We start from the raw sequence: 16,177 nt of genomic DNA, 5'->3' as shown, positions 1-16,177 counted from the left end.
CCATCGACACCTGTCACGCATCCGTGGTCCACACCTCAGACATATGTCTGAGAGGGTGCGAGAATAAGGGGATGAAAGGCGACTACCAGGAGCTGGTCGACGAGATCTCCGCCCTGCTCGGCGCTCCGGCGACCCTGGAGAACCGGGACTTCGGCCTGGTCGCCTTCGGGGCCCACGACAGCGACGACGACACGGCGATGGACCCGGTCCGCACCCGGTCGATCCTGACCCGGCGCTCCACCCCTGCCGTCCGGGCCTGGTTCGAGAACTTCGGCATCACCCGCGCCACCGGCCCCGTCCGCATCCCGGCCGCCCCGGAGGCCGGTGTCTTCCGGGGCCGGATCTGCCTTCCGGTACGCCACCGGGGTGTCGTGCTCGGTTACGTGTGGCTGCTCGACGCGGACCCCGGCCCGGGCGACGACCGGCTGACGGCCGCGATGGACGTGGCGTCCAGGATCGGGGCGCTGCTCTCCGACGAGGCGCGGGCGGGCACGGACCTCTCCCGGGAGTTCGGGGCGGTCCTCACGGCGGTGCGCGGCTGGCAGCGGGACATGGCGGTGGCCGCGCTGCGCGAGGCGCTCGGCCCGGACGCGGACGGGCTGCACACGGTGGTGTGCGTGAGCCCGTGGGCCGAGGAGACCCCGTCGGTGCGTACGGTGCCGTCGGCGGCGGCCTTGTCCACGGTCGCGTACCCGGCCGGGCCGGGCTCCTCGGCGGGTGCCGGAGACGCCCAGGTGTCGCTCGCCGCACTGGTCAGACTGCGCTCGTCCGATGTCCTGGACCCCGCCACGACGGCGGCCGGGCGGCTGCGCTCCGCCGCGGGCACGGCCGCCACAGCCGGGATCGCCGTCCCCCGGCGGGGCCTGGCGGAGCTGGCCGCCTCCTGGCACGAGGCGGTGTCGGCGGCCCGCGCCGCCACGGCCGGGACCCGCTTCGGCCCGGTCGCCGACTGGCGGGCCATCGGCCCGTACCGGCTGCTGACCTCACTCCCCCGGCCGGCGGACGGCCTCCCGGACCCCGCGATACGCCCCCTGCTGACCCCGCCGCACAGCGAACTGGCCCGCACCGCCGAGGTGTTCCTCGACTGCGCGGGCCAGGCCGGCCGGACGGCGGCGGAGCTGGGCATCCACCGCCAGACGCTCTACTACCGGCTCTCGCGCGTCCACCAGCTGACGGGGCTCGACCTCAACGACGGCGAGGACCGGCTGTTGCTGCACATGGCGCTGAAGACGGCGCGGCTGTGAAGGAGAGCCCTAAGGGCTGTCCACGCAGTCGTCCTCATCCGGCAGCCCGACGACCGGCCGGTCGCTGACCGCCGCCGCCATGACCACGGGCGCGTCACCGTCGCTGTGCCCGGCGCTCACCGCCACCCACCGGCGCACGGCCCCGGGCCCCTCGACCGTCACCGGCCCCCACACCCACAGGTCCCCGTAGCAGTCCTCCGCCAGCAGGGCGCCGAACAGCGGCGGCACGGGCGCTCCCCGCCGCCTGCGGAACAACGGCACGTGCATGGCCACCTTCCGGTGCACACCCCAGCGGGCGTCCAACTCCCCCACCAAAGCGGCGAGGTGGCCTTCGGCGACGCCCACCTCCTCGTTCCATTCGGGCTCGTACAGCCCTGTGAGCGCCTCGCCCTCCCACAGCGGCACGACCCGGAAGCCCTCACCACGCGTCGTGGTCCACTCCCCCGTGGCCGGATCGCCCACGGCGACGGTCGGCCCGTCCGCCGGGACCGGCCCGGCCAGCAGTGCCTCGACGTCGGCGACCGCCCGTACGACGTCGAACTCCTCCCCCGCCCTGGCGGTCACAGCGCGGCCCGGTCCATCGGTCGCGGCAGCCCCCGGAGCACCCCCGCCTCGCGGAGCCGCAGGTTGGCGGCGAGCACCGCCGCCGCGTCGCCGGGTGCGGCGATCTCCAGGAGAACGCCCTGGGAGCCCACCTCCTCGCGCGCGTCGGCGAGGTCCTGCGGCAGCAGGGCGGCCCGGGCCGATGAGAGGTAGCCGATCCAGCCGACCGACGGCTCGTCGGGAGCGAAACCCCCGTCATCCTCCAGCGAGTCGAGCACGTCGTCGTTGCTCACCCCTCCGAAGTCCGCCTCCCACACCTCGGCGACGGCCGCCAGGAGCGCGGTGTCGGGGACCTCGGCGCCCTCCGGTGGACGGACACCGATGACGACCGTCTGGAGGAGGTACTCCGAGGTGCCGCCGACCCGCCCGGTGACCTCGACCTTCCAGCCGGGCGTCCGCTCCGCGACGAACTGCGTGCTGCTCCCCGTACGGTCCGACCAGCCGTCCGCGGCCTGCGCGGCCCGTACGGCGGCGAGCAGCGACTTCTCGTCCGGCCGCAGAGCGGTGGCGGGCCCGGAGCCCGGCACGTTCCGCCAGGCAGGCTCGTCCCCGGTACCGGCGCACGCCTCGGGCAGCAGTACGGCGAGCCGGTCCAGCGTCTGCTTCCAACGCCGGGCCAGCGCCTGCGCCGACTCCTGCCTGGGACCCCAGAATCCCCGCACCACACGTCGCATGTCCCGCCTCCGTACCTCTGTGACACTCTCTTCCCCCCGTCCAGCGCTGCCACCCTAGGCGGTGTCGTTCCCGGACACCCTCAGTTCGGCTTCGGGTCGAACGCCTCGGGATCGCGCGGACCGCCCGGCTTCTTCTGCGGGGTGGGTACCACCTTGACCGGGAGTCCCGCGTCACGGAACGCCTTGCGCGCCGCCTTGGCCACGTCCGGGTCGGAGAAGTGCCACTCGACGGCCCGGCCACCGGACGCGTCGACCTGGCGCTGCGCCTCGTCGAGGAACTTCTTGCGCCCCGAATCGGTGAGCGTGCCGGGGTCGCTCTTGGACAGGTAGCTGTCGTAACCGTTCTTCGCTTCCAGGAACGTCTGCCGGCTGGAGTCCCAGCCGTCGTACTCCACGGCGGGCACGCCCTCGTCCGGATGCGGTACGACGTACTCGCTTCCCCGGTTGGTGCCGGTCACCTGCTCCTGGTAGCGGAGCCAGGACTCGTTCTCCCAGTTGGGCGGGGGGTTGCGGTCGCGGCTCGCCCAGTAGCCGTCTCCGAGGTCGGCGTCGCCGAGCGTGGGCGTGTCGAGGTCCTCGGCCCAGGCGGGCGGCTGGTAGTTGCGGGGGTCGGAGGTGTCGTTGCGCTGCGGCTCCGGGTACTGCTTCTTCTTCAGCTCGGCCTGGCGCGCGCGCTCGGGCTCCTCGGCCCGCTTCCGTTCGAGGTGGGCGGCCCGCTCCTGGTCGCGGGCCATCTTCGCCTCGGCTTTGGCCGCCTCGTCGCACCCGCCCTCGGCGAGGATCACCCGGTCCGGCCGCCCCGATGCCAGCACCCCGCTGCCCGCCCCGGCGACGCCCTCGATGTTCCCGGTGTGCCCGTGGCGGACCACCGGGCCGGAGGCGATGGTGCAGCCGGTCCTGCGGGCCGCGTCCTCGGCCGCGTCCGCCGCCTCGTCGGCCTCCTCGGCGGCCTTCCTGACCCCGTCGACGTCCCCCGCCTCGGCCGCCTTACGGGCGCGGCGGGCGGCGTCGCCCGCGTCGGCGGCGGCCTCGGCCACCTCGTCGGCGACCCTGCCGACCTTGCCGAGTGCGCCGACCTTGCCGATGACCTTGGCGACGTCGTAGCCGGGGATGAAGAGCGACCCGACGTTCCAGACCACATCGGTGACGGCCCTGGTCTTCTCGCCGTTGTTCCAGCGCTCGCGCACCTCGTCGCCGACGAAGACGTCGTCACCGACCTTGACCACGGTGCTGAGCGACGCGCCGCCCCAGTCGCCGAGCGCGCCGAGGTAGTCGCCGTCGCTCCACTTCTCCGCGGCGCCCGCGGAGTCGCGCACCCACTGGTCGCCGAGCTGGGTGCCGTAGTCGGCGATGCCGGACCAGGTCTCCGGCTTGAAGAGGTCGATGATGCCGGCGATGTCACCCCCGATGCCGTCGACGAACACGCCCTTGGCCACCTGGGTGGTGCGGTCCCAGGCACAGCCGAAGAAGCCCCAGCCGCCGCAGTCCTCCTCCTCGGCCTCGTCGCCGGCGTCGTTCTCGCCGTCGCCGTCACCCTCGCCGTCGCCCTCGCCGGACGCGGAGATGTTGTCGTACGTCGCCTCGGGCTCGGCGCCGGTCTCGGGGTAGGTGTCCTCTCCGGACCCGTCGGGTCCGCCCGCCGTCCCGCCCCCGGCTGCCCCCTCCGTACCACCGGTACCACCGGTACCCGTGGAGCCTCCGGTGCCGGTGGAACCTCCCGCACCGGCTCCACCCGTACCACCGGACGCCCCATCGGTGCCCCCGGCCCCCGTGGCCCCACCGTCCGCGCCTCCCGAACCGGAACCGGAGCCCGAACCGGAGCCCGAGCCCGATCCGGAGGAACCCGTGCCGCCCGTCACCGTGGAGCCCTCGTCCGCGCCCCCCGTGGCTCCGCCGTCCTGGCCCCGGCCGGCGTCCACCGTGCCGCTGCCGTCACCGCCGGCCGGGCACGCCGTGCCCGTGACCGAGCAGATCGCCGACCGGAAACCGTCCGCCATGCTGCCGCCGACACCCGTCACGAGCAGGGCCACGACGATCGCGGCGACCAGCATGACCAGTCCGACGTACTCCACCGCCGACTGGCCGCGGTCGCGCCGCCAGGTGATCATGTGCGGCAGCGAGAACTCCGGCTTCTCCGCCCGCTCCCGCACCGGCAGCCGGAACCACTCGCGGCTCTGCGGCCGGTTGAGGAAGACCAGGATCAGTACCGGCAGGAACAGCTGGGTGAAGCCGTGCACCGACCCGTCAGCGATGTTCCCGAGACCGCCGAGCACCAACCACACCTGTACGGCGACCAGGCCCCACCAGACACGCCTGCCCCCGTTCCAGGCGCGCCGCGAGAGCAGCCAGCCCGCCACCCCGGGCACCGCCGCGTACACGGCGATGCCGAGGAGCCGGGCGCCCAGCGCGTCGGCCGCCAGTGCGGAGGCCAGCAGGCCGGACCCGCCGAGCGCCGTCGCCACCAGGAGGACGTGGACCAGCATGCGGGCCGCGCCCAGCGCACGAGGTAACGCGCGCCGCCCGGACCCCGGAGCGGGCACGGCGCCGCCGTGTGCGGGTATGCCACCGATCGCTGACATGCGTGACCCCAACCAGTGCAGGCGTTGAGCGAACTGAGGACGCTTCACGCTAGGCCCGGAGGGGGCGCCGCGTCGTGGGCCCCAGGACCCAAGCGCGGGCCCAGCCAGGCCGGGCAGGGCCCTCTTCCCGTCCCGTCACCGTCCCTCGACGACCCCCTCAACGCGACGTACCCGGCACCTGGACGCCCTGGTCAAGACGGGTGTCCACGTGCCGGGTACGAAGGCGGTACGGCGGAGAATCAGTCGGTGAGGTCCACCGAACGGGCCGAGGCGGCGCCGATCTCCTCGGAGATGTCGGTCAGGACCGACTGCGGAACGGTGTCGTCGACGGTGAGCACGACCAGCGCCTCGCCGCCCACGTCCGCCCGCGACACCTGCATGCCCGCGATGTTCAGCCCGGCCTCGCCGAGGATGCGGCCGACCGCGCCGACGACACCCGGACGGTCCTGGTAGCGCAGGACGACCATGTGGTCGGCGAGCGCCAGGTCGACGTCGTAGTCGCCGATGGCCACGATCTTCTGGAGGTGCTTGGGGCCGGCCAGCGTGCCGGAGACCGCGACCTCCTCGCCGCTCGACAGCGTGCCCCGGACGGTCACCACGTTGCGGTGGTCCGGCGACTCGGAGCTGGTGGTGAGGCGCACCTCGACACCGCGCTCCTGCGCGAAGAGCGGAGCGTTGACGTAGCTCACGGTCTCGTCGACGACGTCCTCGAACACGCCCTTGAGCGCGGAGAGTTCGAGCACCTTGACGTCGTGCTGGGTGATCTCGCCGTACACCTCGACGTCGAGCCGGGCCGCGACCTCGCCCGCGAGCGCGGTGAAGATCCTGCCGAGCTTCTCGGCGAGCGGCAGTCCGGGACGGACGTCCTCGGCGATGACGCCGCCCTGGACGTTGACCGCGTCCGGTACGAGCTCGCCCGCGAGAGCCAGGCGCACGGACCTGGCGACCGCGATACCCGCCTTCTCCTGGGCCTCGTCGGTGGAGGCGCCGAGGTGCGGGGTGCAGACGACCTGGTCGAACTGGAACAGCGGGGAGTCCGTGCAGGGCTCCTTGGTGTACACGTCCAGACCGGCGCCGGCGACACGGCCCTCCTTGAGGGCGGAGGCGAGCGCCTCCTCGTCGACGATGCCACCACGGGCGGCGTTGACGATGCGCACCGAGGGCTTCACCTTGTGCAGCGCCTCGTCGCCGATGAGGCCGAGTGTCTCCGGCGTCTTGGGCAGGTGCACCGTGATGAAGTCGGCCACCTCCAGCAGTTCGTCGAGGGAGAGGAGCTTGACGCCCATCTGCGCGGCCCGCGCGGGCTGCACGTAGGGGTCGTACGCGACGATCTTCATGCCGAAGGCGGACATGCGCTGCGCGACCAGCACACCGATGCGGCCGAGGCCGACGACGCCGAGGACCTTCTCACTGAGCTCGACGCCCGTGTACTTGGAGCGCTTCCACTCGCCGTTCTTCAGGGCGGAGTTGGCCTGGGGGATGTTGCGCGCGGTGGCGACGAGCAGACCGCAGGCGAGCTCGGCGGCGGTGACGATGTTGGAGGTCGGGGCGTTGACGACCATCACGCCGGCCTTGGTGGCCGAGGAGACGTCGACGTTGTCCAGACCGACACCGGCGCGGGCGACGACCCGCAGCTTCCGGGCGGCGGCGATGGCCTCGGCGTCGACCTTCGTGGCGGAACGCACCAGGATGGCGTCGACGTCGGCGATCGCGGGGAGGAGTTCGGCGCGGTCGGCGCCGTTGCAGTGCCGGATCTCGAAATCCGGACCCAGAGCGTCGACCGTGGCGGGCGACAGCTCTTCAGCGATGAGTACGACAGGTTTCGAGCTCACGAAAGTCCTCACATGTCCAGTGCGGACGGCCGTCCCGACGGCCGCAGGCGGTGGAGGGGCTAGCCGCGTGAGACGCACGACACTGTGGGCCCTGACGCGTGTATGAGTGGAGAGTGTAGTCATGCGGCGGGGCGCCCGATGCGCCCCGGTGGAAGGATCACCCACACGAGAGTGGACGACTTGTACACACATTCGATGCAGCCGCTTCTCCACCTCCTCCGTCCGCAGTGACACGGGGGACGGGGCGGGCGGTGCGCCGCGGGACGGGCGTGGGCCCGCCCCGCGGCGGGGAACCTACGCGTCCTCGTCGTTCACCCAGCTCATGAGCTTGCGCAGCTCACGGCCCGTGGTCTCCAGCAGGTGGTCGCTGTCGGCCTTCTTGTACTCGTTGTACTTGGGCAGACCGTTGTGGTACTCGGCCATCCAGGCATTGGCGAAGGTGCCGTCCTGGATCTCGGTGAGGACCTTCTTCATCTCGGCCTTGGTGGCGTCCGTGATGATCCGCGGTCCGGTGACGTAGTCGCCCCACTCGGCGGTCTCCGAGATGGACCAGCGCATCTTCTCCAGGCCGCCCTCGTACATGAGGTCCACGATCAGCTTCAGCTCGTGGAGGCACTCGAAGTACGCGATCTCCGGCTGGTAACCGGCCTCGGTCAGGGTCTCGAAACCGGCCTTGACCAGAGCGGCGGTGCCACCGCAGAGGACGGCCTGCTCACCGAAGAGGTCGGTCTCGGTCTCCTCCGTGAAGGTCGTCTTGATGACGCCGGCACGGGTGCCGCCGATGCCCTTCGCGTACGAGAGGGCGAGGGCCAGGCCCTTGCCCGTGGCGTCCTGCTCGACGGCCACGATGCACGGGACGCCACGGCCCTCCTCGTACTGACGGCGCACCAGGTGGCCCGGGCCCTTGGGGGCGACCATGCAGACGTCGACGTTGGCCGGCGGCTTGATGAAGCCGAAGCGGATGTTCAGGCCGTGACCGAAGAAGAGCGCGTCGCCGTCCTTGAGGTTGTCCTTGATGGACTCCTCGTAGACCTGGGCCTGGATCGGGTCCGGCACGAGGATCATGATGACGTCGGCCTCGGTGGCGGCCTCGGCGGGCGTCACCACGCGCAGGCCCTGCTCCTCGGCCTTGGCCTTGGACTTCGAGCCCTCGTGCAGACCGACGCGGACGTCGACGCCGGAGTCACGGAGCGACAGCGCGTGGGCGTGGCCCTGGCTGCCGTAGCCGATGACCGCGACCTTGCGGCCCTGGATGATGGACAGGTCGGCATCGTCGTCGTAGAACAGCTCGGCCACTGGGTCTTCTCCTTGGTGTGCAGGTGTTGCGTCCCACCGTACGGCGGGGTGCGTCGGATGCGTTGTCGGGTCTCGCCATGCGAGCGGCGGGACGGCGGCGAGGAGGCCGCCGCTCCGCTACGCCGAGCGGTCGAGCGCGCGCAGGGAGCGGTCGGTGATCGACCGTGAGCCCCGCCCTATGGCGATGGTGCCGGACTGGACGAGCTCCTTGATGCCGAACTGCTCCAGCATCTTGAGCATCGCCTCCAGCTTGTCGGCTCCCCCGGTCGCCTCGATCGTGACGGCCTCGGGGGAGACGTCCACGGTCTTGGCGCGGAACAGCGAGACGATCTCGACGATCTGGGAGCGGGTCTCGTTGTCGGCGCGGACCTTCACCAGGACGAGCTCGCGCTGGATCGCGGCGACGGGCTCGAGTTCGACGATCTTCAGGACGTTGACCAGCTTGTTGAGCTGCTTGGTCACCTGCTCCAGGGGCAGGTCCTCGACACCCACGACGATGGTGATGCGGGAGATGTCGGGGTGCTCGGTGGTACCGACCGCGAGTGAGTCGATGTTGAAGCCGCGCCGGGAGAACAGAGCCGTGATCCGGGCGAGGACACCGGGCTTGTTCTCGACCAGGACGGAGAGTGTGTGCTTGGTGGACATGGAGTCGGTCTCTCTCTGTCTCTCAGTCGTCTTCGTTGTCGCCGAAGTCGGGGCGGACACCCCGGGCGGCCATGACCTCGTCGTTGGAGGTGCCGGCGGCGACCATCGGGTACACCATGGCGTCCTCGTGGACGATGAAGTCGATCACGACGGGGCGGTCGTTGACGGAGTTGGCCTCTTCGATGACCTTGTCCAGGTCGGCGGGGTCCTCGCAGCGGATCGCGTAGCAGCCCATGGCCTCGGACAGCTTGACGAAGTCCGGCACCCGGGTGCCCTTCGCCGGAACGCCGTCGGTGTCGGCGCCGGAGTGCAGCACGGTGTTGGAGTACCGCTGGTTGTAGAAGAGGGTCTGCCACTGGCGGACCATCCCGAGAGCGCCGTTGTTGATGATCGCGACCTTGATCGGGATGTTGTTGAGCGCGCAGGTGGTGAGTTCCTGATTGGTCATCTGGAAGCAGCCGTCACCGTCGATCGCCCAGACCGTGCGGTCGGGCATGCCCGCCTTGGCGCCCATCGCGGCCGGGACGGCGTACCCCATGGTTCCGGCGCCCCCGCTGTTCAGCCAGGTGGCGGGCTTCTCGTAGTCGATGAAGTGGGCGGCCCACATCTGGTGCTGGCCGACGCCCGCCGCGAAGATCGTGCCCTCGGGGGCGAGCTGACCGACCCGCTGGATGACCTGCTGCGGGGAGAGACTGCCGTCCTGCGGCAGGTCGTATCCGAGCGGGTAGGTGTCGCGCCAGCGGTTGAGATCCTTCCACCACGCCTCGTAGTCACCGGTGTTGCCCTCGGTGTGCTCGGCCTGGACGGCCTGGACGAGGTCGGCGAGGACCTCGCGGGCGTCCCCGACGATCGGCACGTCGGCGGCGCGGTTCTTGCCGATCTCGGCCGGGTCGATGTCGGCGTGGACGATCTTCGCGAACGGCGCGAAGCTGTCCAGCCTCCCGGTGACCCGGTCGTCGAAGCGGGCGCCGAGCGCGACGATCAGATCGGCCTTCTGCAGCGCGGTGACGGCGGTGACCGCACCGTGCATGCCGGGCATCCCCACGTGCAGCGGGTGGCTGTCGGGGAACGCGCCGAGCGCCATCAGGGTGGTGGTGACGGGCGCTCCGGTGAGCTCGGCGAGCACCTTGAGCTCGGCGGTGGCCCCCGCCTTGATGACGCCTCCGCCCACGTACAGCACGGGGCGCCTGGCCTGCGTGATGAGCTTGGCCGCCTCGCGGATCTGCTTGGCGTGCGGCTTGGTGACCGGCCGGTAGCCGGGCAGGTCCTGGGTGGGCGGCCAGCTGAACGTCGTCCGCGCCTGGAGGGCGTCCTTGGCGATGTCGACGAGGACCGGTCCCGGGCGGCCGGTGGACGCGATGTGGAACGCCTCGGCGATGGTGTGCGGGATGTCCTCGGCCTTGGTGACCAGGAAGTTGTGTTTGGTGATCGGCATCGTGATGCCGCAGATGTCGGCTTCCTGGAAGGCGTCGGTACCGATCGCGGCGGATGCGACCTGGCCGGTGATCGCGACCAGCGGCACCGAGTCCATGTGCGCGTCGGCGATCGGGGTGACGAGGTTGGTGGCGCCGGGCCCCGAAGTGGCCATGCAGACGCCGACCTTGCCGGTGGCCTGGGCGTAACCGGTGGCCGCGTGGCCCGCGCCCTGCTCGTGCCGGACCAGAACGTGGCGCACCCGGGTGGAGTCCATCATCGGGTCGTACGCCGGAAGGATCGCACCGCCGGGAATGCCGAATACGGTGTCGGCCCCGACTTCCTCGAGAGAGCGGATGAGGGACTGGGCGCCCGTGACGTGCTCGACGGTGGCGGACGACGGTCCGTTGTGACGGGCCCGCGGCTGCGGGTGGTGGGCCCCGGTGGCCTGCTCGGTCATCGGCATTCTCTTCTCGAAGCTGAGGGTTTTTGCGGGGTTTTGTGGAGTACCGGTGCAACAAAAAACCCCTCGTGCCGTGAGGCAAGCGAGGGGAGCGCGCCGGTGCGGTCTGCAGGGGGTCAGTGACTCGCTCTGCTTCAGCCGACGCGCTTTCCAAGTACGAGAATTCGGGTGCGCATGGCATTGACCCTCTCTCCGGCACGCGTACGGTGTCAAGTGGGTGGGATGGGCGTCTCACCATGTGAGCCGGCGAGCAGGGGGACCGAGCCGCCCGTCAGGACGGGCTGGGCGGCGGGACTGCCCGGTACGGGGAACTCCCCCCGCACCAGAACGCGGCGCAGCCGGTACTCGTCGAGCGGTCCGGAGAAGGCCATCCCCTGCCCGTGCGTACAGCCCATGGCGCGCAGCGCGAGGACCTGTTCCGGTACGTCGACGCCGTCTGCCACGGACTGCATGCCCAGGTCGCAGGCGATGCGGAGCAGGCCGCTGGTGATCTTGTGGAGGCGGGCGGACTCCACCACCCCCTCGACGAGCCCTCGGTCCAGTTTCAGTACGTCGATGGGGAGCCGGCGCAGGGCGTTGATCGCCGCGTACCCGCTGCCGAAGCCGTCGAGCGCGATCCGGACGCCGAGGCGGCGCAGGGCGACCAGGCGCTGCTCCAGTTCGTCGAAGGAGATCCGGGGATCACTGTCGGCGACCTCGATCATCAGGGCGCCCGAGGGCAGCCCGTACCGGGTGAGCAGCGCCTCGATGGAACCGAAGGGCAGCGCCCGGTCGAGCAGGCGGCCGGCCGGCAGGCGCACGGAGACGGGGACCGGGTGCCCGGCCCTGGCCCGGTCGGCGGCCTGCTCGACGGCCGCCTCCAGGAGCCAGCGTCCGAGCTCGGCGGTCCGGTCGCTGTCGTCGGAGACCCGGAGGAACTCGGCGGGGGTGAAGAGGATGCCCTGCGCCGAGCGCCAGCGGGCCTGCGCGGACACGGCGGCGACGGTGCCGCCCGCCAGGTGGACGACCGGCTGGTGCAGCAGCGCGAACTCGCCCTCCCGCAGCGCCGTGCGCAGCCGGGCGGCCACCTCGGAGCGGCGTACGACGTCGGCCTGCATCTGCGGGGCGTACAGCTCGACCCGGTCCTTGCCGCCCGCCTTGGCGCGGTACATGGCGAGGTCCGCGTTGCGCATGAGGTCGGTGGGGGTGATGCCGGGCTCCGCGAAGGCCACGCCGATGGAGGCGGCCACGCGGACCTCGCTGGCCCCGATGCGGTAGGGCTGGGAGAGCGTGAGGCGCAGACGGTCGGCGATCTCGTGCACCTGGCACTCACGGGCGCCCTGGTCCCGGGCGCCGTCCCCGATGATCAGGGCGGCGAACTCGTCGCCGCCGAGCCGGGCCGCGGTGTCCCCCGCCCGCACGGAGTCCGCGAGACGGCGGGCGGCCTGGATGAGGAGTTCGTCCCCGGCCTGGTGGCCGATGGAGTCGTTGACCGCCTTGAAGCCGTCGAGGTCGATGAAGAGGACCGCGGTGCCCGAGTCGCCCGAGCGCCGGCCGCTGAGCGCGCGGCGGACCCGGTCGGTGAACAGCGCGCGGTTGGGCAGGTCGGTGAGCGGGTCGTGTTCGGCGTTGTGCTGCAACTGGGCCTGGAGTCTGACCCGTTCCGTCACGTCCCGGCTGTTGAGGAGCAGGCCGCCCTGGTGCCGGTTGACGGTGGACTCCACGTTGAGCCAGTCGCCGTCGCCCGACCTGAAACGGCACTCGATACGGGTGGTGGGCTCCTCGTGGGGCGAGGCCGCGAGGAAGCGCCGCACCTCGTGCACCACCCCGCCGAGGTCTTCCGGATGGATGATCGAGGCCAGCTCGGAGCCGACGAGATCGTCCGCCTCGCGCCCGTACACCCCGGCGGCCGCGGGGCTGACGTAGCGCAGTATGCCGGTGGGGGCGGCGATCATGATGACGTCGCTCGAACCCTGCACCAGCGAGCGGAAGTGGTTCTCCTTCTGCGCCAGCTCCTGGGTGAGCGAGATGTTGTCGAGGAGCATGATGCCCTGCCGGACGACCAGGGCGAGTACGACCGTGCAGCCGGTGAAGATCACCACCCGGTCGACCCGGCGGCCCTCGACCACGTTGTACAGGATGCCCAGGGTGCAGACCGCGGCGGCGAGGTAGGGCGTCAGCGCCGCCAGCGAACCGGCGATGGGGCGGCTGGTCGGGCGCACCACCGCCGAACCGGGCCGGGCCGGCTGCGTCCCGCGGCGCCTGGCGCCCCAGGGGGCGTACGCGAGGAGGAGCGAACCCGTGAACCAGCCCGCGTCGAGCAGCTGGCCGGAGTGGTACGTCGAGCGGAGCAGCGGCGAGGTGAACACGGTGTCGCACAGGACGGTCAGCGCGAGCGCGGCGACAGCCGTGTTCACCGCGGAGCGGTTGATGCCTGAGCGCCGGAAGTGCAGCGCGAGCACCATGGACACCAGCACGATGTCCAGGAGCGGATAGGCGAGGGAGAGCGCGGCCCTGGCCACGCTCTCGCCCTCCGGATCGGCGGCATGGGCCGTGTGGGCCAGCGCGAGGCTCCAGGAGAGCGTCAGCAGCGATCCGCCGATCAGCCAGGAGTCGAGCGCCAGGCAGACCCAGCCGGCCCGGGTGACGGGGCGTTTCGCGAGGACCAGCAGTCCCACGATGGCGGGCGGCGCGAAGCAGAGGAAGAAGAGATCGGCGAGGGAGGGACTCGGCACGGGCAGGTCCAGCACCACCTCGTACCACCCCCAGACCGCGTTGCCGCAGGCCGCCATCAGTGAGGAGAGCGAGAAGAGCAGCCAGGCGGGCCGGAACCGGCTGGTGCTCGCCCGCGCGTAGACGAAGCAGGAGAGGGCCGCGGTCAGCGCGGCGACGCTGAGCCCGAAGTCGCCCATGAACAGCGCCACCCGCGAGGAGCCCCAGCCGACGGCCGCACCGAGGGCGTACCCGGCGCAGACGGTCGCCAGGGCGATCGGGGCGAGCAGACCCGAGCCCCCGGCCCTGACCGACTGCCTGGACAGCGGGGCCCCCACGGTGGTCACCGCGGAACTCCGCGGGCCGCTTCCCGCATCCCGGGAGCCGGACGCCCCGCTGCCCGCGCCGGCCGCCGCCGGGGCCGGGTCATGACCGGCGTCGGCAGCGATGACCATCGCCCGCCCTGCCGCGTCGGATCGTCTCTCCATTGGCCGCACATCGCCCGTCGCCCCCTCGCGTTCTCCTGTCTCCCCCGCGTCGCCCCTGCCACGACGCAGCGCCCCGTTCCGGACGATACACCAGACTCGTCACTCAGGGGCATAGTTCCTCTACTCTCCGTGACGACTTGCGGCATTGCGGGAACCCACTGCGATGAACGTACTCCGGAGCGTGTTCAGTTGGTGGTCAATACGACATTTCGCACCGGCTCACCCGCCGCGAAGCGGGTGAGCTGCGCCGCCAGCAGGCGCTTGGCCCGGGGCAGGAACGCCGAGGTGCTGCCCCCGACATGAGGGGTGATCAGGAGATGCGGAGCATGCCAGAGGGGGTGGCCGGCGGGCAGCGGTTCCGGGTCGGTGACGTCGAGAGCGGCGCGCAGCCGGCCGGACCGGAGTTCGGACAACAGGGCCCCGGTGTCGACCACCTGGCCCCGGGCGACGTTGACGAGAAGGGCGCCGTCCCGCATCGCCTTGAGGAACTCCGCCCCCACCAGCCCTTGCGTGGAGGCGTTCAGCGGGGTGGACAGGATGACGACGTCGGCCTCGGGCAGCAGTGCGGGCAGGTCGTCGAGCGTGTGTACGGGGCCGCGCGCTGTCGTCCGCGCCGAGCGCGCGACGCGCGTCACCCGCGCGCACTCGAAGGGTGCGAGCCGGTCCTCGATCGCCGAACCGATCGATCCGTAACCGACGATGAGCACCGACTTGTCGGCGAGCGCCGGATAGAACCCGGCCCGCCACTCCTCGTCGTCCTGGCCGTGCACGAACCCGGGGAGCCCGCGCAGCGAGGCGAGGACCAGGGCGAGGGCGAGCTCGGCGGTGGACGCCTCGTGGACGCCCTTGGCGTTGCACAGCCGCACACCGCCGGGGAGCAGGCCGAGGCCGGGCTCCACGTGGTCGATGCCCGCGGAGAGCGTCTGCACGACCTGGACCGCGCTCATGGCGGCCAGGGGCCGGGTCGCGATCTGCGGGCCCTTCATATACGGAACGACGTAGAAGGCGCAGTCCGCCGGATCGGCGGGGAAGTCCGGTCCGCCGTCCCAGAAGCGGTAGTCGAGCCCTTCCGGGAGCCCCTCGGTCTCATCGGCCGGGATCGGCAGCCACACGTCCGTACTGGATATCGAAGTCATGCTCAGGAGGCTAGGGGGCGGCTGCTCGGCGGCTCCGTGGGGGCAGAGGTTACTTTGGGGTGCGGTGTGGTCCCGTGACCGCGGGACCGAGGGAGGGTACGGGGAGTTGGAGCGCAGGACAATCGGTGCGGCGGCGCTCGCCGTGGGCCACGTCGGGCTGGGCTGTATGCCGATGAGCTGGGCGTACAGCAGCTCGCAGCAGCGCGGCGACCGCTCGGTGCGCACGGTGCACGCGGCGCTCGACGCGGGCGTCCGGCTGCTGGACACCGCGGACATGTACGGCCCCTTCACCAACGAGCTGCTCGTGGGCAGAGCCCTCAAGGGGCGGCGGAGCGAAGCCTTCCTCTCGACCAAGTGCGGGCTGCTGGTGGGCGACCAGCACATCGTCGCCAACGGGCGTCCCGGCTACGTGCGGCGGGCCTGCGACGCCTCGCTGCGGCGGCTGCAGACCGATGTGATCGACCTGTACCAGCTGCACCGGGCCGACCCCGAGGTGCCGGTGGAGGAGACCTGGGGGGCGATGGCCGAACTGGTCGCCGCGGGGAAGGTGCGGGCGCTGGGGCTGTGCGCGGTGGGGGCACGCGCCTCGCGCGGACCGGGCGCCCGGATGCATGACGGAACGATCCGTCAGCTGGAACGCGTCCAGCAGGTCTTCCCGGTGAGCGCCGTCGAGGCGGAGCTCTCCGTGTGGTCGCCCGAGGCGCTGGACGCCCTGCTGCCGTGGTGCGCCGCGCGGGGTGTGGGGCTGCTGGCGGCGATGCCGCTCGGCAACGGCTATCTGACGGGCACGCTCACCCCAGGACAGGGTTTCGAGCCGGACGACCCGCGGGCCAGGCACCCGCGGTTCACGGCCGAGATGATGGCGGCGAACCAGCCCGTGGTCGCCGGGCTCCGGCGGATCGCGGAGCGCCACGGCGCCACCCCGGCGCAGGTGGCGCTGGCCTGGGTGCTGCGGCAGGGTCCCCATGTGGTGCCGGTACCGGGCGCCAAGCGCGAGCGGTGGGCTGTGGAGAACGCGGGCGCGGCGCGCCTTGAGCTCGACGACGCGGATCTGGCGGAGATCGCGGGGCTGCCGCGGGCGCGCGGGTCGTGGGACTGAAGGTGTCACGGGAG

At 71.8% G+C, this 16,177-nt stretch carries 11 protein-coding genes; 2 read left to right on the top strand and 9 right to left on the bottom strand.

What is annotated here, in order from left to right; all coding sequences use genetic code 11:
- The first annotated feature begins 71 nt into the window (after positions 1-71).
- Positions 72-1,244, top strand: a complete 1,173-nt coding sequence (locus Sfulv_RS20825; protein WP_173316094.1) for a PucR family transcriptional regulator — start codon at positions 72-74, stop codon at positions 1,242-1,244.
- Between the two features lie 9 nt (positions 1,245-1,253).
- Here Sfulv_RS20825 and Sfulv_RS20820 read toward each other — a convergent pair whose 3' ends face one another.
- The 9 genes from Sfulv_RS20820 to Sfulv_RS20780 form a co-directional block, all read right to left on the bottom strand.
- Positions 1,254-1,808 carry a hypothetical protein gene (locus Sfulv_RS20820; protein ID WP_173316093.1) on the bottom strand — a complete coding sequence of 185 codons (555 nt, stop codon included), beginning with the start codon at positions 1,806-1,808 and terminating at the stop codon, positions 1,254-1,256.
- Positions 1,805-2,521, bottom strand: coding sequence for an Imm52 family immunity protein (locus Sfulv_RS20815; RefSeq protein WP_173316092.1), 717 nt, complete (start codon positions 2,519-2,521; stop codon positions 1,805-1,807). Before Sfulv_RS20815 ends, Sfulv_RS20820 begins: the two co-directional genes overlap by 4 nt.
- Before the next feature lie 80 nt (positions 2,522-2,601).
- Positions 2,602-5,100, bottom strand: coding sequence for a Tox-REase-5 domain-containing protein (locus Sfulv_RS20810; RefSeq protein ID WP_173316091.1), 2,499 nt, complete (start codon positions 5,098-5,100; stop codon positions 2,602-2,604).
- 239 nt (positions 5,101-5,339) lie between these two features.
- Positions 5,340-6,932, bottom strand: a complete 1,593-nt coding sequence (gene serA, locus Sfulv_RS20805) for a phosphoglycerate dehydrogenase (RefSeq protein WP_173316090.1) — start codon at positions 6,930-6,932, stop codon at positions 5,340-5,342.
- Positions 6,933-7,226: 294 nt separating this feature from the next.
- The gene (ilvC, locus tag Sfulv_RS20800) at positions 7,227-8,228 is read right to left on the bottom strand and encodes a ketol-acid reductoisomerase (protein ID WP_173316089.1); all 1,002 of its coding nucleotides are present in this window, start codon (positions 8,226-8,228) and stop codon (positions 7,227-7,229) included.
- A 117-nt stretch (positions 8,229-8,345) separates the two neighbouring features.
- A complete protein-coding gene (ilvN, locus tag Sfulv_RS20795) occupies positions 8,346-8,873 on the bottom strand; it encodes an acetolactate synthase small subunit (RefSeq protein ID WP_173316088.1) in 528 nt (175 codons plus the stop codon).
- A gap of 22 nt (positions 8,874-8,895) precedes the next feature.
- Positions 8,896-10,752 carry an acetolactate synthase large subunit gene (locus tag Sfulv_RS20790; RefSeq protein ID WP_173316087.1) on the bottom strand — a complete coding sequence of 619 codons (1,857 nt, stop codon included), beginning with the start codon at positions 10,750-10,752 and terminating at the stop codon, positions 8,896-8,898.
- A 206-nt stretch (positions 10,753-10,958) separates the two neighbouring features.
- Complete coding sequence (locus Sfulv_RS20785) at positions 10,959-13,787, bottom strand: putative bifunctional diguanylate cyclase/phosphodiesterase (protein ID WP_173318070.1); 2,829 nt, start codon at positions 13,785-13,787, stop codon at positions 10,959-10,961.
- A 326-nt stretch (positions 13,788-14,113) separates the two neighbouring features.
- Positions 14,114-15,064 carry a 2-hydroxyacid dehydrogenase gene (locus tag Sfulv_RS20780; RefSeq protein WP_173316086.1) on the bottom strand — a complete coding sequence of 317 codons (951 nt, stop codon included), beginning with the start codon at positions 15,062-15,064 and terminating at the stop codon, positions 14,114-14,116.
- A gap of 142 nt (positions 15,065-15,206) precedes the next feature.
- On the opposite strand from Sfulv_RS20780, the gene Sfulv_RS20775 reads away from it, so the two are divergent.
- Positions 15,207-16,163 carry an aldo/keto reductase gene (locus Sfulv_RS20775; protein ID WP_173318068.1) on the top strand — a complete coding sequence of 319 codons (957 nt, stop codon included), beginning with the start codon at positions 15,207-15,209 and terminating at the stop codon, positions 16,161-16,163.
- The last annotated feature ends 14 nt before the right edge of the window (positions 16,164-16,177 follow it).

Source organism: Streptomyces fulvorobeus (assembly GCF_013167895.1).
Classification (GTDB): Bacteria; Actinomycetota; Actinomycetes; order Streptomycetales; family Streptomycetaceae; genus Streptomyces; species Streptomyces fulvorobeus.
The sequence above is the reverse complement of the archived record's forward strand: the minus strand, read 5'-3'. Positions and strand labels throughout refer to the sequence as shown.